Annotated in this window: 14 protein-coding genes, 2 tRNA genes and 1 riboswitch; of the genes, 13 read left to right on the top strand and 3 right to left on the bottom strand. The window is 41.5% G+C overall.

From position 1 onward, the window contains the following. Positions 1 to 52: 52 nt before the first annotated feature. Together OQX62_RS02525 and OQX62_RS02520 are read right to left on the bottom strand one after the other, a co-directional pair. Positions 53 to 805, bottom strand: coding sequence for an SDR family NAD(P)-dependent oxidoreductase (locus OQX62_RS02525; RefSeq protein WP_265829831.1), 753 nt, complete (start codon positions 803 to 805; stop codon positions 53 to 55). A 162-nt stretch (positions 806 to 967) separates the two neighbouring features. Continuing rightward, positions 968 to 2,377: a sugar MFS transporter gene (locus tag OQX62_RS02520; protein WP_265829829.1), complete on the bottom strand. Its 1,410-nt coding sequence runs from the start codon at positions 2,375 to 2,377 to the stop codon at positions 968 to 970. Between the two features lie 166 nt (positions 2,378 to 2,543). On the opposite strand from OQX62_RS02520, the gene OQX62_RS02515 reads away from it, so the two are divergent. The 4 genes from OQX62_RS02515 to OQX62_RS02500 all read left to right on the top strand — a co-directional run bounded on the left by OQX62_RS02515 (position 2,544) and on the right by OQX62_RS02500 (position 3,959). Next, the gene (locus tag OQX62_RS02515) at positions 2,544 to 2,891 is read left to right on the top strand and encodes a diacylglycerol kinase family protein (protein WP_265829827.1); all 348 of its coding nucleotides are present in this window, start codon (positions 2,544 to 2,546) and stop codon (positions 2,889 to 2,891) included. 2 nt (positions 2,892 to 2,893) lie between these two features. Then, positions 2,894 to 3,619: a DNA repair protein RecO gene (recO, locus tag OQX62_RS02510; protein ID WP_265829826.1), complete on the top strand. Its 726-nt coding sequence runs from the start codon at positions 2,894 to 2,896 to the stop codon at positions 3,617 to 3,619. Between the two features lie 107 nt (positions 3,620 to 3,726). Continuing rightward, positions 3,727 to 3,804: transfer RNA gene (locus OQX62_RS02505), tRNA-Val, on the top strand. A gap of 77 nt (positions 3,805 to 3,881) precedes the next feature. Beyond that, positions 3,882 to 3,959, top strand: a tRNA-Val gene (locus OQX62_RS02500). A gap of 51 nt (positions 3,960 to 4,010) precedes the next feature. On the opposite strand, the gene OQX62_RS02495 is transcribed toward OQX62_RS02500, so the two are convergent. Then, a complete protein-coding gene (locus OQX62_RS02495; protein WP_265829824.1) occupies positions 4,011 to 4,742 on the bottom strand; it encodes an RDD family protein in 732 nt (243 codons plus the stop codon). 88 nt (positions 4,743 to 4,830) lie between these two features. On the opposite strand from OQX62_RS02495, the gene OQX62_RS02490 reads away from it, so the two are divergent. The 9 genes from OQX62_RS02490 to OQX62_RS02450 all read left to right on the top strand — a co-directional run bounded on the left by OQX62_RS02490 (position 4,831) and on the right by OQX62_RS02450 (position 16,947). After that, positions 4,831 to 5,808 (top strand): stage II sporulation protein M, encoded by a 978-nt coding sequence (locus tag OQX62_RS02490; RefSeq protein WP_322973672.1) that lies wholly within the window; start codon positions 4,831 to 4,833, stop codon positions 5,806 to 5,808. Further along, positions 5,780 to 6,661 (top strand): hypothetical protein, encoded by an 882-nt coding sequence (locus tag OQX62_RS02485; RefSeq protein WP_265829822.1) that lies wholly within the window; start codon positions 5,780 to 5,782, stop codon positions 6,659 to 6,661. The genes OQX62_RS02490 and OQX62_RS02485 overlap by 29 nt, the downstream gene beginning before the upstream one ends. After that, entirely contained in the window at positions 6,662 to 7,396 is a 735-nt protein-coding gene (locus tag OQX62_RS02480; protein ID WP_265829820.1) for a DUF4129 domain-containing protein, read from the top strand. Then, a complete protein-coding gene (locus tag OQX62_RS02475; protein WP_265829818.1) occupies positions 7,393 to 8,577 on the top strand; it encodes a DUF4350 domain-containing protein in 1,185 nt (394 codons plus the stop codon). Before OQX62_RS02480 ends, OQX62_RS02475 begins: the two co-directional genes overlap by 4 nt. 3 nt (positions 8,578 to 8,580) lie before the next feature. After that, on the top strand, positions 8,581 to 9,558 hold the full coding sequence (locus tag OQX62_RS02470) for an AAA family ATPase (RefSeq protein WP_265829816.1): 978 nt from the start codon (positions 8,581 to 8,583) through the stop codon (positions 9,556 to 9,558). Positions 9,559 to 9,570: 12 nt separating this feature from the next. Then, positions 9,571 to 10,917 (top strand): DUF58 domain-containing protein, encoded by a 1,347-nt coding sequence (locus tag OQX62_RS02465; RefSeq protein ID WP_265829815.1) that lies wholly within the window; start codon positions 9,571 to 9,573, stop codon positions 10,915 to 10,917. Positions 10,918 to 10,986: 69 nt separating this feature from the next. Beyond that, positions 10,987 to 11,301 (top strand): DUF6660 family protein, encoded by a 315-nt coding sequence (locus OQX62_RS02460; protein ID WP_265829814.1) that lies wholly within the window; start codon positions 10,987 to 10,989, stop codon positions 11,299 to 11,301. An 86-nt stretch (positions 11,302 to 11,387) separates the two neighbouring features. Further along, a complete protein-coding gene (locus tag OQX62_RS02455) occupies positions 11,388 to 15,770 on the top strand; it encodes a CusA/CzcA family heavy metal efflux RND transporter (RefSeq protein ID WP_265829812.1) in 4,383 nt (1,460 codons plus the stop codon). Between the two features lies 1 nt (position 15,771). Beyond that, on the top strand, positions 15,772 to 16,947 hold the full coding sequence (locus OQX62_RS02450; protein WP_265829811.1) for an efflux RND transporter periplasmic adaptor subunit: 1,176 nt from the start codon (positions 15,772 to 15,774) through the stop codon (positions 16,945 to 16,947). Between the two features lie 218 nt (positions 16,948 to 17,165). Beyond that, positions 17,166 to 17,268, top strand: a riboswitch (SAM riboswitch). Positions 17,269 to 17,360 lie beyond the last annotated feature (92 nt).

The following is a 17,360-nucleotide window of genomic DNA, read 5'->3' as shown; positions in this document are numbered from 1 at the left end:
AGCGTTAATCCTATATTTATGGAGATAATTGCATTAAGATACAATTAAGCTACTATTGTGCGAGGAAGCCGCCATCAGCAGCGTAATAGGTTCCGGTTACAAAAGAAGCTTTGTCTGATGCCAGCCAAAGTACCAGTTCTGCTATTTCCTGTGATTCGCCTAAACGACCTGCCGGGTGTTTGGATACGAGGTCATCCATTTGTTCCTGACTCAGGTGCTGGGTTAACAGCGGTGTTTTAATATAACCGGGACCTACCGAATTGATTCTTACTTTTTGATCTGCATATTCCAGTGCCGCAGCTTTAGTTAAACCCACTACACCATGTTTAGCAGCGACATAGGCGGGTGAAAACTTAGTACCAACCTGTCCTAATACGGAAGCCATATTGATAATACTACCTCCCCCGTTAGCCAGGATAGCAGGAACCTGATAACGTAAGCCATAGAATACGCCTGACAGATTAACAGCGATTACTTTATCCCATGCATCTATAGGATACTCTCCGGTCAGTGCTGCCGGGCCACCTACACCCGCATTATTTACTGCAATGGATAAACTGCCATAATGTTTTATTGTCTCTGCAACCAGTTTTTCATTTTCTTCCGCACCGGAGGTATCTGCCCTGATAAAAAAAGCGTCACCACCTTTGCTTTTTATTGCCTCGACAACTTTATTTCCACCTTCTTCATTGATATCAGATACAACAACTTTAGCCCCTGCTGCTGCAAATGTAATTGCTATTGCTTCCCCGATTCCTGAACTTGCACCGGTTACAATTGCTACTTTATTTTCTAAACTTTTCATGATGTCGTAATTAAATGTTAAAACATATATACAACAGCATGTCCGTTTGTAAAGTTTTTTGAAATTGTCATTTCTGGTAAATGACAGAAAAGACATGGTCTTAAAACAGCAACACCCCGGGCAAGTAATTGTCCGGGGTGTTGCTGTTTTAGGAGTCGGCTGTTAATGATTAGCCCTGACTGGCTTGTCTACATCTACCTGAATACGTTTCATACAATATAGTCCAAAAATTAGTATGTAAAGATAACACACTACCGGTAAGAAGAAAGAGTTCTGGATACCAAACGAATCTGCGATACCTCCTTGTATTAATGGCAACAAGGCACCACCCAGAATTGCCATAACCAGCAATGAAGAACCCTGACTCACGTACTTTCCTAAACCGGAAATAGCCAGTGTATAAATATTGGAGAACATAATTGAATTGAATAAACCTATGCCTAAAATCGGGTACAGTGCCATGCTTCCCTTACTGTATACAGATACCAGCAAAAGCGCAATATTTACACCAGCAAAAAGAACCAGCGTACGTGCCGGGGCAGATTTACCAATTACAAAAGCAATAATATTTAAGACAATGAAGATGATGAAGAAGCTGGTCTGGGCAAAGGTAAGGTCAACAATACTAAATACCAGCAGATAAACTGCAGCAGCTGCAAGCACCATATAGATGAGTTTTTTTGCCTGTGCCAGGTTGCTCAATGAAATAGCCCCAAGGAATCTGCCGATCATTGCACCTCCCCAGTATAATGCCAGGTAATTTTTGCTGATCACCTCCGGCAGGTTCATAATATCTTTTTGTGCCATAAAACCAATCAGCAAACTTCCGATGCCAACTTCAGCACCAACATAACAGAAGATACCCAAAATCCCCATCCTTAATTGCGGGAACTTTAATGCGCCAAGACCTCTTTCCTCAGACTCTTCAGAACTGAAAGAAGGTAGTTTTACCCTGCTGATAATGATAGCCAGCAGCACAAGTATACCTGCGAAAATAAGGTAAGGAATACGCGTTGAATCTGCTGTTACCTTTCCATGATCAGAGAATAGGGTAAAAATCAAATGTCCGCCCAGTACAGGGGCGATGGTCGTACCAAACGAATTAAAAGCCTGGGTTAAGTTCAAACGGCTTGAAGCACTTTCTTCTGAACCCAGCAGGGTTACATAAGCATTAGCTGTAATTTGCAGGATCGTAAAACCGAGTCCTAAAACAAATAATGCACCAAGGAAAACTCCGTAAACGGATAAACTCGCTGCCGGATAAAACAAACAGCAACCAACTGCGGAAAGCAGTACGCCTGCTATAATTCCTTTTTTATATCCCACTTTGTTAATAGGATCTCCTTTATAATAAGAGATCAGAAAATAGATGAGAGAACCTATAAAATAAGCCCCGAAAAAGGCAAACTGAACAAGCATAGACTGCAGATTCGACAGACTGAACATTTCTTTTAAATGCGGAATCAGGATGTCATTCATGCAGGTGATAAAACCCCACATGAAGAAGAGGAGTGTCATTGTAACAAGAGGGATAACGGAGTTGCTTTTTTTAGCGGGAGTAGGAATTTCCATGTTCTAATTAAGTAGCTGAATTTATGTTCGTATCTGTAAATCGATTAAGCAAATAAACTGTTTACTCAACGATTAATTGTGTTGATAAGGTAAAATAATTGATGGGATCAGGTATTAAAACCGGATATTAGCTTCGGTATTCCTATTTGAAGCATCCATAAATAATATGCGAAGATTAATAAAAAGTTTCGGATATGCATTATCCGGGATCGCTTATACAACAAAAACACAGTTGAATTTTAAGATTCACCTGCTTGCCATTGCAGTGGTAAGCCTTTCAGGATGGTTTTTAAAGCTGACTATCAGTGAATGGTTATGGATTGTATTGGCAATTGGATTGGTCCTGGTAACCGAATTGGTAAATACTGCAATAGAATTATTGGTAGATCTGGTTTCTCCCGCTTTTAATCCGCAGGCAGGTAAAGTAAAAGACATTGCAGCGGGCGCAGTGTTAATTGCTGCTGCAATTGCTGTGGTAACAGGTGCCATCATTTTTATCCCAAAATTGATCTGACCATGTTGCACAAAACCCGTGGTATCGTTTTAAAAACTACGCTATACAGCGAGAGCAGTGTGGTTGTACAGATTTTTACTGATAAATTCGGAATTCAATCCTATATGATCAATGGTGTTAAAAAGCCTAAAGCAAAAATCAGGATGAATATGCTGCAGTCTTTGCATCTGGTTGATATGGTGGTATACCATAAACCGAATTCCAGTATTCAGCGTATTTCAGAATTAAGGCCGTCGCCGGTATTCCGGACTATTCCCTACGATATATTAAAGAGTACGATGATCATCTTTTTAAATGAAGTATTGTACAAAAGTATTCGTCAGCAAAATGCGGATGAGAATATATTCGATTATATTTTCAATGCAATCTCGTGGTTTGACGAATCGGATGAGTCGAACTCCAACTTCCACCTGGCTTTTTTATTAAAACTTTCCCGTTTTCTGGGATTTGCACCAAGTATGGAGACTAAAAGTGACTCGAGTTATTTCGATTTGCAGGAGGGTGAATTCAAATCTTTACCTCCTCTACATCCCTTTTTTATAGAAAAAACTGCGGCAATACTCTTTATTTCATTATTCACTACGCCATTTGAAAAATTATCTGAAATAAAAATTGACAATGTTACCCGTAGACTCATCTTAGATAAGATACTCGTTTACTACACTTTACACACAGCTTCTTTTGGAGAAATTAAATCCCACCAGGTTCTTGAAGATGTGTTATCTTAAAAAAGATTGCATTTTTTTTGGAGTTTTAATTTAGAGGTGTATATTTGCACTCCCAACAACGACCAGCGCTTGTTAAAAAGCAAAATTGTTGAAGGGAAAAAACCAAAGGGAAATTAGCTCAGCTGGTTCAGAGCACCTCGTTTACACCGAGGGGGTCGGGGGTTCGAACCCCTCATTTCCCACCAAATAAGCCCTTCAGCTACCATTGAGGGGTTTTTATTTGAAATAGCAGCCATGCTAAATAAAAATGGCAGGAACCTTAGGGAAATTAGCTCAGCTGGTTCAGAGCACCTCGTTTACACCGAGGGGGTCGGGGGTTCGAACCCCTCATTTCCCACCAAAAGCCTTTCAGTATTTACTGAGAGGCTTTTTCATTTAAACCCCCTGCATCTTATTCTGCTACAGAAGTAATATGGTTGTAATCCTTGATAATTATATTTAAGAAGTCAAGCTGATCATATTGCTCGGGCAATTTAACAGCCAGAATCGGCGCAATTTTAGCTGCTGTTCTGAAAATAATATCTGCATTTCCGGTTTTATAATAAGTGTGTAACACTTCATTGATCAGTTCTATATCCCTGTCAGCAAGCTGACCTGCGTTAGGGTAAACAGGTTCGTAATCTTCCTCTACAGGTTGAAAGGCAATATGCTCCAAACCCGTACGGGGAATCGTTTTAATCACTGTTGTGCCAGCAACAATATCTCCAATCCGCTGCTTATTTTCAGAAACGGCAACGCATATCAGCCCTCCTACCTGTCCGGTAAGCACAAAGTCTACCAGTCGGAATAACCAGCGAATACAATACTGACCTAAACTTGCCTGTCCCCCGTCAATACTGATCACCTTAATTTTCATGATCCTTTTCCCGGCACTCTGTCCGTTCATCAAAATTTCACATAGCAGGTTGTAAAAAACATAAATAGCCCCGTAAATAACAAACAGAGTACCTGTGATCAGGTCATTTCCGCGCAAACCCGGAATCATCATCAGCATCACAAGTAAAATTAAGCCTCCGGTAAAAAACGCGAGATCTATCAGCCTGGCGGCAATTCTTTCTCCCAGACCGGCAACGGGATAATCTATATCCACATGCTGACTGGTATTTACTTTTATTGTTTCCATTCAGCTCAAATATAATACTGATATTTAATTTATTGTTGTAAAATTGATTTTTGTCTGTATTTTACAGAAAAATCAGAACTGATAGATTATGATGAGAGAAGCATTGTTTGTGAAGCAGAATTCCGGGAAATGGAAAGCCTATGAACAACTGCAGACGAACAATCCTGACGAGCTTGCAGAGCGGTTTATTGATATTACGAATGACCTTTCTCATGCAAAAACCTTCTACCCTGAATCCAAAACCACGGCTTACCTGAACGGTCTGGCCTCAGTACTGCATCAATCCATTTACAAGAATAAAAAGGAAGAGTCAAATCGCTTCTTCAACTTTTGGAAAGCAGAGTTGCCATTGCTGTTTTACACCTACCGGAGGCAGCTGCTGTATGCACTTCTGTTTTTCATCACAGCCGCTCTGGTCGGTGCACTATCTGCGAAATATGACGACACCTTTTTGAGACTGATTCTGGGCGACAGGTATGTAAACATGACCTTAGAAAATATAGCCAAGGGTGACCCTTTTGGTGTCTACAAAAAGCAGGGAGAGGTATCCATGTTCTTCCAGATAGCTGCCAACAATACCTATGTAGCCCTGGTTACATTTTTATGCGGTATATTCGTATCACTCGGATCTATAATCATTCTGGTAAAAAATGCTATAATGATAGGCTCGTTTGAATATTTCTTTTTCAGTAAGGACTTAGGAGTAGAATCTGTACTGGTCATATGGATCCATGGTACATTGGAAATATCGGCTATTATCATTGCTGGTGCTGCCGGCCTGGTGATGGGCAATGGACTGTTATTCCCCAGAACTTATACACGCCTGGAGGCTTTCAAAACAAGCGCTAAAGATGGCACCAAAATCGCTTTGGGAATCATCCCCATCATACTAGCCGCAGCTTTTCTGGAAAGTTTTATCACCCGGCATACAGAAATGCCCGTTTGGCTTAGTGCGTCAATTTTAGCCTCATCATTTACTTTTGTGATATGGTACGTTGTATTATATCCCGCTAAACTCTCAAAACGCAATCAAATACATGAAGACACAGACCAGACTCGAATTTAAAAAAATCAGGGAATTCGGAGAAGTTATCAATGATACATTTACGTTCATTAAACAGAATTTCAAACCTCTTTTAAAAGTATATTTTTATCTCTGCGGATTTTTTGTCCTTGCTACACTGATCACTGCAATCATGCAGCAGATTGGGATTCAGAAAATACTGAAGACCTCTGGTTCGATACAGGGAATGGAAATATTCAGGTCAATGTTTTCTTACCAGTACCTGCTGGTTGTCATTTTCTCTATGGCCAACTTTACTGCTATCAATGTTTCCATATTCAGCTTTGTAGCACTCTATGTGGAAAAAGGTAATGTGGCGCCCACCGTGGAACAGGTCTGGGGATATTTTAAATATTATTATTTCAGGGCACTGATCAGCAGTATCATCATCAGTCTGCTCCTGTTAATTGGTTTTGTATTTTGTATGATTCCTTTCTTCTATATTTTCCCAGCAATGTCCCTGTTTTTCCCTGTAATGATGATAGAGAATGGCTCATTTGGTTATTCTTTTGGACGCTCCTTCAGGTTACTGAAAGATCAGTGGTGGATCACTGCAGGAACTATAATTATTATCTGGGTAATCACTTATGCTACAACTTCTTTCGCTTCACTGCCGGGAATTATTCTAACGGTGGTGAGTGGCCTGACTTCCAAATCTAAAGAAATATCAACATTGGTCATCATTATTTCTACCACTATTCAGTACCTCTGCCAGGTGTTATTGATTATTCCCGTTATCGGAGTTTCACTGTGCTATTTTAACCTTGCAGAAAGACTCGATAATACCGGACTAATGAGCAGAATAGATCAATTGGGCGAAAAGCAGGAATTCCAGACAGGTAAAGAAGAATATTAAATGAACAGAATCTTTGCTTTCATCATTTTTGCAATGCTGACCATGACCTGTATGAGCGGCACTGTTTTTTCTGCATCCGTGCCGGAAAAGGTGCTGAAATATGATACAGGAAAAGTATCTGTACGTAAATTCGATGCGGAGCAATTAAAGAACTACAGCACAGAAAGGGCCTTTATTTACCAGGATAATCTACCGGAGAGTGAATCCTGGTGGAGCAGATCCTGGAGCAGATTCTGGCGTTGGTTCCGGGAGGGTTTACAATCGGCATTTAAACAAAAATACTCAGGAACTATTCTGCAGTATATCGTGATTGGCCTGTTTGTGGGAATAGTCATTTTTGCAATCTTCAAGATCATCGGACTTGATTTTAAACTTTTTTCCGGAAAATCAGCGCCTGTTGCGGTGCCCTATAGTGAGGCGGCAGAAAATATCCATGAGATTAATTTTAACGATGAGTTGTCTACGGCCATCCTGGCTGGCAATTACAGGCTCGCCGTAAGACTATGTTACTTAAGCACCTTAAAAAGGTTATCTGACAAAAACATGATCAGCTGGCAGCCAGAAAAAACGAACCAGGCCTATTTAATGGAAATAACTGATGTTGAAAAGAGAAAATCCTTTCAGACGCTTACGCAGCAGTTTGAATATATCTGGTATGGTGAATTTATCATCGATCAGGAGCGTTTTAACCTGGTAAAAAAGAATTTTGACGTCTTTAACGGGAGAGAGCTATGAAAGGATTTAAAATTTATATTATCTGCAGTGCTGTAGCACTGATCCTGTATGTAACAGCTCAATACTATAAACCACAACCTACGGACTGGTCGCCCACTTATGCAAAAGAAGACAAGATTCCTTTTGGCTTGTACCTGTTATACCAGCAAAGGGCAGATATCTTCCCTGACGCGGACATAAAACTATCAAGATTACCGGTCTACAATACATTAAAAAATAAAAGTCTGCACAATACCAGTTACCTGATTGCGGGCAATAGTATTAAACTGGATGAGGTAGATTATAAAGAGCTGATCCGCTTTGTTAATGATGGTAATTCTGCTTTTCTTGCCGCTTATGATTTTTCCGATTTACTGAGAGATTCACTTCATATGGATGTCAAAACAGCCGGTAATATGATGGATGAGATCAATACACCAGTAAACTTTGTCAATTCTCTATTGAAGTCGCCCACAGCTTACCGTTTTAATAAAGGTATAGCGCAGCAATATTTCAGCAAACTGGATACCACTAAGGTGACTGTGCTGGGTACTAATGCCGATGGAAATCCCAATTTCATAAAATATGCCTCTGGCAAAGGCGCTATCTACATTCTGCCTAATCCGCAGCTGCTCACAAATTTCTCCCTGCTGAGTCCGGGAGGTGCTGAGTATGCAGCCAGAGCACTATCCTATTTACCATCCGGCAGCACACTGATCTGGGATGAATATGGTACTAAAGGAACTGTAACAAAGAGCGATAATGTCCTCCGCTTTATTTTCGAAAATACACAGCTGACCTGGGCCTATACCCTGACAGTTATGGGACTACTGATTTTTGTCTTATTTCAGATGAAGCGCAGACAAAGAATTATCCCTGTAGTAAGTCCCTTAAAAAATTCATCGGTAGATTTTGTAAAAGTTATTGGGAAGGTATATTACCAGCAACGCGACAACCGGGATATTGTGCAGAAAAAAATCAGCTACCTGCTGGAACATATCCGTAGCATTTACCGGATAAAGACCGCAGTTCTTAATACGGAACTAACGGATAACCTAATCATTAAGTCTGGCGCTGAAGAAGAAGTGGTCAGGAAGCTATTCCAGGTAATTGCTGAAATCACTCCTCTGACAAAGGTGAATGACCAGCAACTGATTGAACTAAATAAACTAATTGAGAAATTTTACAGACAAGCCCGATAAATTATGGAAGCTGAAATATTTAACCAAAGAACAGATCTTACAGCACTGAATGCTGCAGTAGCAGAAATCAGGCAGACATTAGGTAACATCATTGTTGGACAGCAGGAAACGATTAATTTCCTTATTGCTGGTTTACTGGCTGACGGTCATATGCTGCTGGAAGGCGTACCGGGAGTAGCAAAAACATTAAGTGCCAAACTTCTCGCAAAAAGTATAGCTGCGTCATTTTCAAGGATCCAGTTTACACCAGATTTGATGCCTTCGGATGTGCTCGGGACTTCCGTTTTCGATCCCAGAACTGCTGCATTTGAATATAGAAAGGGACCTGTATTCGGACATATCATTCTGATTGATGAGATCAACAGGGCGCCCGCAAAAACGCAGTCAGCGCTCTTTGAGGTGATGGAAGAGCGTCAGGTAACTGTGGACGGCCATACTTATCTCATGGAAGAACCTTTTATGGTTTTAGCTACCCAAAATCCAATTGAACATGAGGGTACTTACCGTTTACCTGAAGCACAGTTAGACCGTTTCCTGTTTAAGATTGAGATTAAATATCCTTCCCTGGAAGAAGAGATTATGATTTTGACTAACCAGCACCAGCAAAAACTGGACAATGAGCTGAAAGAAGTTAAAGCTGTGCTGAGCATTGAACAGATCAAAACCTGCAGAACCATTATTAAAGCCTTGCATGTGGAACCTAAACTCATAGCATATGCCGCAAAAATTGTACATGAGACCAGGAACAACAAATCTGTCTACCTTGGTGCCTCACCCCGTGCTTCCCTTGCCATCATTAACAGTTCGAAAGCAATTGCAGCAATGGAGGGACGTGATTTTGTTACACCGGAAGATATCATCAAGGTAGCAACACCTGTACTTGCTCATAGGATTATGCTGACGCCCGACAAGGAGATGGAAGGTTTGACTACCTCAGATATGATCAAACAGATCATACAGAAAATAGAGATACCCAGATAAAATAACATACGATTGAAACAGCTGATTAAAAAATATTATACAGACCTTTTTCTTGGCAAAAGGCTTTTTGCAGGGATAGGAACCTGTGTAAGTTTATTTTTATGCTCCTTTTTTCTGAATTGGCTGAGTGACCTGTCTTATATCTGTTTCTGGGTATTGATATTGTTGATTGTGGTTGACCTGGTGTTACTTTTCAATACCAGCAAAGGCGTTTTTCTAAGGAGGGTATTACCCGAACGGCTAAGCAATGGAGATGACAACGCAGTAAATATTTATGTAGAGAATTTTTATGGATTTGGGGTCAGCCTTGGGATTATAGATGAAATACCCTTTCAGTTTCAAAAAAGGGATATCTGGTTTAAAAGCAATCTGAAACCTGGTGAGCAAAAGACTATCACTTATCAATTACGGCCGGTAAAAAGGGGTGAATATAGCTTTGGATTAGTCAGACTTTATGTATCCTCACCACTTGGACTGATTGTAAGAAGGTTTAATTTCGGTGCGGGGTCTACCGTACCCGTCTACCCATCATTCCTGCAACTGCGCAAATACGAATTGATGGCTATATCGAACAGGCTAAGTGATATGGGGATCAAGAAAATCAGGCGTATCGGACAGAGTATGGAATTTGATCAGCTGAAAGATTATGTACAGGGTGATGATTACAGGTTAGTCAACTGGAAGGCCACAGCACGTAAAGGAAATCTGATGGTCAATTCTTATACAGATGAAAAGGCGCAGCATGTTTACTGTGTAATTGATAAATCGAGAGTCATGAAAATGCCTTTTGACGGCTTAAGTTTATTGGATTATGCCATAAATGCCAGCCTGGTACTCTCCAATATTGCTCTTGTAAAAGAGGATAAAGCCGGGCTGATCACCATTGCCGAAAAAACTGGCAGCGTTGTGATGGCAGAAAGAAGGCCGGCACACCTTGGGAAGATTATGGAAGTGCTGTACAAAGAAAAGACCCGATACCTGGAAGTCAATATGGAAGCACTTCACCTCACCATACGCAAAGTGTTAAAACAACGTAGTCTCGTTATCTTTTTCACCAACTTTGAAACCATGTCGGCTCTCCAGCGTCAGCTCCCCTACTTAAAGAGGATGAACAGGTTTCACCTCTTACTGATTGTCTTTTTTGAGAATACAGCATTAAAAGCTTTATCTGAGGATCCTGCGAAAGATGTAGAGGGTATCTATATTAAAACTATTGCAGAGAAATTCGCTTACGAGAAAAAGATAATGGTCAGGGAGCTGGCAAAAAATGGAATACTAGCTATACTCACCTCTCCTGATAAATTGACTGTAAACGTTGTAAACAGTTACCTGTCTATAAAGGCACAGCATAAAATTTAAAATCAATATTGCGAAAAACATACAGATCAATAAGTTAAAAAAAATATATTTGCAGGGATAAAAGGAAACATGAGACTTCTTTCATTGATTTGTGTAATTGTAGTGCTGGTACTTAATTTGGTGCCCTGTGCTGATATGCCGGAAACAGCAGATCAAAACATTACTACCTTACAGCAGCATTCAGACACCAGTCATGATCACCCTTTTACAGATACCTGCTCTCCATTTTGCCATTGCTCCTGCTGCGCAAATTCATCGATTGTAAAGATGATGTATCTCAATTCAGTACCCTTTACCGAATATAGCAGAACCGCTATTCCCTATATTCAGCGGAGTTATCTGGATCTCAGCCTTCCTATATGGCAGCCCCCACAGTGGTCTTAATTTGTTCTTAACAGCTTTTTGCTAAAAGTTGTAAACCATTTTATTTACCGCATCAGTAACGCTGATTACTGAATACACATACATTTATGTTTGATAAGATTATAGCGTTCTCTATCAGGAACAAAATAACTATCGGGTTGATGACTATGGGATTGATTCTCTGGGGCATCTACGCTGCATATCACCTGCCGGTGGATGCACAACCTGATATTACAAATAACCAGGTGCAGATTATATCGCAGGCACCAAGTTTAGGCGCGCAGGAAGTGGAGCAGTTTATCACAGCTCCCATAGAACTTTCAATGGCGAATATTCCCGACATTCTGGAAAAAAGATCAATATCCCGTTCAGGTATTTCTGTGATTACACTTGTTTTTAAAGATGACACTGATATCTACTGGGCAAGACAGCAGGTAAACGAACAATTGAAAGAAGCGGAAAACAATATTCCTAAAGGATTAACAGAACCGCTGCTGGCACCAATTACCACCGGCCTCGGAGAAATTTACCAGTATGTACTGCATACAAAAAAAGGGTTTGAGAAAAAATACACCGCTACTGATCTGCGTACGTTGCAGGACTGGCTCGTCCGAACCCAACTTGCAGGTACACCCGGAGTAGCAGAAGTAAGCGGATGGGGCGGATATGTGAAACAGTATGAGATTGCGCTGGACAATGACCAGCTGAATTCGTTAGGATTAACAATTCCTGATGTTTATGAGGCGCTCGAACGGAATAACGAAAATACCGGGGGCTCTTATATAGAACAACAGAGTAATGTATATTTTATCAGGGGACTCGGACAGGTACAATCACTGGAAGATATCGGTAAAATTGTAGTCAAAACAAATGGGGAATCCCCGGTACTCATCCGTGATATTGCGAAAGTACAGTTTGGCAGCGCAACCCGCTATGGGGCAGTCACCAGAAATGGCGAAGGCGAAGTAGTTGCCGGAGTTACCCTGATGTTAAAAGGAGAGAACTTTAACCAGGTGATCAGAAATGTAAAGGAGCGGATTGTACAAATCCGGAAATCATTGCCCGAGGGAGTGGTGATTGAACCTTTTATTGACAGGACGGAACTGGTGGGTCGCGCAATTGGCACTGTAAAAACTAACCTGCTGGAAGGGGCCTTGATTGTCGTACTGGTATTGGTTCTTTTACTCGGTAATCTGCGCGCAGGTTTAGTGGTTGCTTCCGTGATTCCTTTAGCGATGCTTTTTGCTTTTGCGATGATGCGCTTATTTGGCGTATCGGGCAATCTGATGAGTTTGGGTGCAATAGATTTCGGATTGATAGTAGACGGTGCAGTAATTATCGTTGAAGCTATCGTTTTCCGGCTGACGGAGAGCAAACTGTTTCCGGATAAACCCAGGTTATCGCAGGCAGAGATGGATACAGAAGTATATACTGCAGCATCTAAAATCAGAAGCAGTGCAGCTTTTGGCGAGATCATTATCCTGGTGGTTTACCTGCCGCTTTTCGCGCTGGTAGGCATTGAAGGAAAGATGTTCAGGCCAATGGCAGAGACCGTAGTTTTTGCCATTCTGGGTGCCTTTATTTTATCACTTACTTACGTACCGATGATGAGTGCTTTGATATTAAGCAAAAACACGGTACATCAGACAACGATCTCAGACCGCCTGATCAGTTTTCTTCAACAACATTATCAGCGTGTGCTGGTGAAGGTACTGCGCAGTAAAAAAAGCATAGTGATCGTTACGTTTCTACTCTTTGGTCTGTCGTTATGGGCCTTTAACCGCATGGGTGGTGAGTTTATCCCCACCCTGGAAGAGGGAGATCTGACAGTAGAAATTGCGATGATGCAGGGGACTTCTTTATCTGAAGTAGTGAAAACTTTCGGCAAAGCAGAGCAATTGCTGAAAGCAAAATTTCCGGAATTGAAACAGGCGGTAACACGTATTGGCAGTTCCGAAATCCCCACAGATCCCATGCCTATGGAACGCGGGGATATGATGCTGGCCATGAAACCTAAAGAGGAATGGACTTCTGCAGCTACACGTGAAGAAATGATGGAGAAGATGGAAGAAACACTATCGGTCATTCCCGGAATTAACGTAGAGGTTACGCAGCCGATGCAAATGCGCTTTAATGAACTGATGACAGGAATCAGGCAGGATGTTGCCATTAAGATCTACGGCGATGACCTCGATGTGCTTGCGCTGGAAGCTGATAAAATCGCCAGATTAATCACCCCTGTGGCAGGCCTTACGGAGCCTTATGTAGAGAAGGTAAGTGGTTTACCCCAGATCACCGTAAATTATAACCGCGACAAGATGGCGCAATACGGACTAAATATTAGTGCCATCAATATGATTTTACGCACCGCATTTGCAGGAAATGTGGCCGGGGTAGTATTTGAAGGAGAAAAACGCTTTGATATGGTAGTGCGGTTACAATCAGCATTGAGACAAAACATCTCCGATGTGCAAAACCTGCTCATTCCTTTATCATCCGGCAATAAAGTCCCTTTAAGCCAGGTAGCGGATATCTCCTTTAAAGATGCACCCGCCCAGGTGTCTCGCGAAGATGGTAAAAGAAGAATTTTTGTAGGTTTCAATATCAAGGGCCGGGATGTGGAAAGAACAGTGGAAGAGATTCAGCAGCTGGTTGATGCGCACATTAAGTTACCGTCAGGGTATTATCTTACTTACGGCGGTCAGTTCCAGAACCTGCAGGCAGCAAAACAAAAGCTGATGATTGCAGTGCCGGCTGCATTACTGTTTATCCTTACTTTGCTTTTTGTGACTTTCAGATCCTTCAAGCAGAGTATGCTGATATTTACAGCTGTACCATTGGCTGCCATGGGTGGGATAGCGGCCTTGCTGTTGAGAGACATGCCTTTTAGCATTTCTGCCGGTGTCGGTTTTATCGCGCTGTTTGGTGTGGCCGTATTAAATGGCATTGTGCTCATCGGCCAGTTCAACCAGCTGAAAGAAGAAGGGATGGATGATGTTTATCAGCGCGTGCTGCATGGAACCAGATTACGCTTAAGGCCGGTATTGATGACCGCAGCGGTGGCTTCTTTTGGTTTTCTGCCAATGGCTTTATCATCCAGCGCAGGTGCGGAGGTACAGCGCCCATTAGCTACGGTAGTGATTGGCGGATTACTTACGGCAACCATTCTCACATTATTTGTTCTGCCTTGTTTATACATCTTATTTAATGGCAGGGAAAGAGTGAATGGTCAGAAAAATTCGGATAAGCAAACACCTAAAGCTGTCCTGATCCTATTGATGATAATAGGCTTAGGACTGGCAACTCCAGTCAGTGCGCAGGATAAAGGACTTACGCTGGACAGTATAATTGCCTTGAGCCTGAAAAATAATTTACAGCTGCGGTCTTCCGAATTGACCATCTCACAATCACGCCTACTTCAAAAGTCGGCTTTGGATATTCCTAAAACAGAGCTCATGTTAACACAAGACCCTACAAGTGGCGGAAATATGGATAACGCAGTGGGCGTAACACAGAGTTTTGCATGGCCCGGTTTATATAAAAATCAAAAGAAACTGCTCATTCAGCAGACAAACCTGAGCAAACTTGCAGGTAATCAGTTAAGAACAGAAATCACCAGGAGTGTCAGACAGGCTTATTTCGGTTGCTTAGCTCAAAGGGAAATTTTGCGCCTGCTGAATTACCAGGATAGCCTTTATACGAGCTTTATCAAAAAGTCTGAAGTCCGTTTTAAATCCGGAGAAACTTCCAATCTGGAATTGATGAGCGCAAGGAATAAATATCAGGAGATTCAGTTAGCCAGGTTGGCGGCACAGGCAGAATTAAGAAGCCACGAACTTGTCCTGCAACAGCTGTTAAACACAAAGGAACGGGTGGTCTTTGCTGAAAACCACTTACCACTCCTGATTACTGCGGCAGATGATACAATCGCCCTCGCAGAAAACAGCCAGCTGAAATATGAACTTCAACATGTTACCGTTGCCAATGCTCGTGTAAAAGTAGAAAAATCAAAAGGCATGCCTGATTTCGTTGTAGGTTATAGCCAGCAGCTCGTCATCAACTCCTTCAATCCTGCAGGCACAAACCGCGGCTATTTTCCCGGAACAAGAATCGCAGGTATACAAGTCGGATTAGCTATACCAGTGTTTACCCAGGCAAATAAGTCACGCATAAAAGGGGAACAACTGGCAGGGAAAATTGCGCAGACAAATTTTGAGCAAAGTCAGTCGCTGGTACGTCTGAAATATGAGCAGGAGTTACAGCAATATCAAAACTTCAGGCAGGCAATAACTTATTATCAGGCTGCCGGACTCAAACAGGCAGATGAACAATTGCGGATTACACAGGTCTCATTCGATCTGGGCGAAATAGGTTATGTAGAGTATATCCAGAATATTTCTTCAGCCATACAAAATAAACTATCGTACATCACAGCCGTAGATCACTTAAACCAATCGGCTATCCAGCTACAATTTTTAAAAGGAGAATAACATGAAATTCATAAAATATAAATCCGTCTTCTTTATCTTCTCTGTCCTATTTTTCCTTTCTTGTTCGGGCGGGACTTCTGATGAAGGTAAGGAAAAACAGCAACCAGCGGAAGAAGATAAAACAACCGCTTTATCACTTACAAACGAGCAGATGCAATCCGTGGGCATTAGTATCGGTGAGATAGAACAAAAGAATCTGAATACCATTGTTAAAGCAAATGGACAGCTTGCTGTACCCCCGCAGAATAAAGCAGACGTAAGTGTGCTATCTGGTGGAATAATCCGGAAGATTACCGTGCTGGAAGGCCAGCAGGTCAGAAAGGGACAGGTACTCGCAACAATTGAGAATCAGGATCTGATCAGAATTCAGCAGGAGTATCTGACTGCAAAAAATAACTTCAGCTATGTAGCGGCAGAATACGAGCGGCAGAAGCAGTTAAAAGCTGCAGGCGCCGGAACAGGAAAATTTTATCAGTCGGCCGCAGCAAACTACAATTCCGAGCGGGCACGTATTTCAGCATTTGAAAGTCAGTTGCGTCAGATGGGCATTGCTATCGGAAAAATATCAGGAGGAAATATTATCTCACAATTTCCACTGTTATCTCCAATTAGTGGTACTGTCGGACAAATAACGGCTAATACTGGTGCATTTGTCCAACCAGGAACGTCTATTATGGAAGTAGTAGATAATTCAAAGATCCATTGTGACCTGATCGTTTTTGAGAAAGACCTGATGAAGGTAAAAATTGGTCAGTCAGTAGATTTCATGTTGACCAACCAGGAGAATCAGCAAATCCGCGGAACCATAAATGGAATCAATAAGTCATTTGAAAATGAAAGCAAGGGTGTAATTGTACATGCCGTAATTAAGAATACAGCACATCAGAATTTGATACCAGGGATGTATGTGACCGCATTAATCAGCGTGGGAACAGAACTAAAACCGGCCGTACCAGTTGATGCAGTGATCCGTTCGGAAGGTAAAGAATACATTTTTGTAGTAACAGCAGAAAGTAAGCCGGCTGTAAATTTTGTAAAAACAGAGGTAAGAACAGGTGTAACTGAATTAGGGTTTATACAGATCAATCCACTTCATCAACTCGCTGAAAATGTGAAAATAGTCACAAAAGGCGCTTTTTACCTGCAATCTATGTCGGCCGGCTCCGCTGAAGAATAAAACCTGATCACTCCGGTAGGCCTCATCATCATACGAGCAGTCCTACTGGAGTTTTTTTGCGTTTGCGTTCATATTCCCTTAAAATTACCCCCCCTTTCAATTAGAGCTATGTGATCAATTGTCTCCCCAATCTCAGAAAAACAAATAAAGACATAAATACTATAGATTTAGTAGATAATTGATATCTTTGCCAAAGAATTAGACGTTCATTGATTTTTTACTTATCCAGAAAGACCGAGGGAAAGGCCCTTTGAAGTCTTAGCAACCTATACATTAGTAAAAGGTGCTAACCTTATCCGCAAAATGCAGAGAAGATAAGCAGTAGTTCTGAGTAAGCAGATTAATCATTGATGACTGATTACATGAAATACAATTCAATAACGTATCAATTAAACAAGCAATGAAAACAGACA

This window comes from Pedobacter sp. MR2016-24 (assembly GCF_026239655.1).
Lineage (GTDB): Bacteria > Bacteroidota > Bacteroidia > Sphingobacteriales > Sphingobacteriaceae > Pedobacter.
The sequence above is the reverse complement of the archived record's forward strand: the minus strand, read 5'-3'. Positions and strand labels throughout refer to the sequence as shown.

Excerpts from the sequence above, each read along its gene's own strand:
- OQX62_RS02460 (WP_265829814.1), top strand. The coding sequence starts at position 10,987 with ATGAGACTTCTTTCATTGATTTGTGTAATTGTAGTGCTGGTACTTAAT.
- OQX62_RS02485 (WP_265829822.1), top strand. The coding sequence starts at position 5,780 with ATGAAGACACAGACCAGACTCGAATTTAAAAAAATCAGGGAATTCGGA.
- OQX62_RS02495 (WP_265829824.1), bottom strand. The coding sequence starts at position 4,742 with ATGGAAACAATAAAAGTAAATACCAGTCAGCATGTGGATATAGATTAT.
- OQX62_RS02475 (WP_265829818.1), top strand. The coding sequence starts at position 7,393 with ATGAAAGGATTTAAAATTTATATTATCTGCAGTGCTGTAGCACTGATC.
- recO (WP_265829826.1), top strand. The coding sequence starts at position 2,894 with ATGTTGCACAAAACCCGTGGTATCGTTTTAAAAACTACGCTATACAGC.
- OQX62_RS02490 (WP_322973672.1), top strand. The coding sequence starts at position 4,831 with ATGATGAGAGAAGCATTGTTTGTGAAGCAGAATTCCGGGAAATGGAAA.
- OQX62_RS02515 (WP_265829827.1), top strand. The coding sequence starts at position 2,544 with ATGCGAAGATTAATAAAAAGTTTCGGATATGCATTATCCGGGATCGCT.
- OQX62_RS02480 (WP_265829820.1), top strand. The coding sequence starts at position 6,662 with ATGAACAGAATCTTTGCTTTCATCATTTTTGCAATGCTGACCATGACC.
- OQX62_RS02520 (WP_265829829.1), bottom strand. The coding sequence starts at position 2,377 with ATGGAAATTCCTACTCCCGCTAAAAAAAGCAACTCCGTTATCCCTCTT.
- OQX62_RS02450 (WP_265829811.1), top strand. The coding sequence starts at position 15,772 with ATGAAATTCATAAAATATAAATCCGTCTTCTTTATCTTCTCTGTCCTA.
- OQX62_RS02470 (WP_265829816.1), top strand. The coding sequence starts at position 8,581 with ATGGAAGCTGAAATATTTAACCAAAGAACAGATCTTACAGCACTGAAT.
- OQX62_RS02455 (WP_265829812.1), top strand. The coding sequence starts at position 11,388 with ATGTTTGATAAGATTATAGCGTTCTCTATCAGGAACAAAATAACTATC.
- OQX62_RS02525 (WP_265829831.1), bottom strand. The coding sequence starts at position 805 with ATGAAAAGTTTAGAAAATAAAGTAGCAATTGTAACCGGTGCAAGTTCA.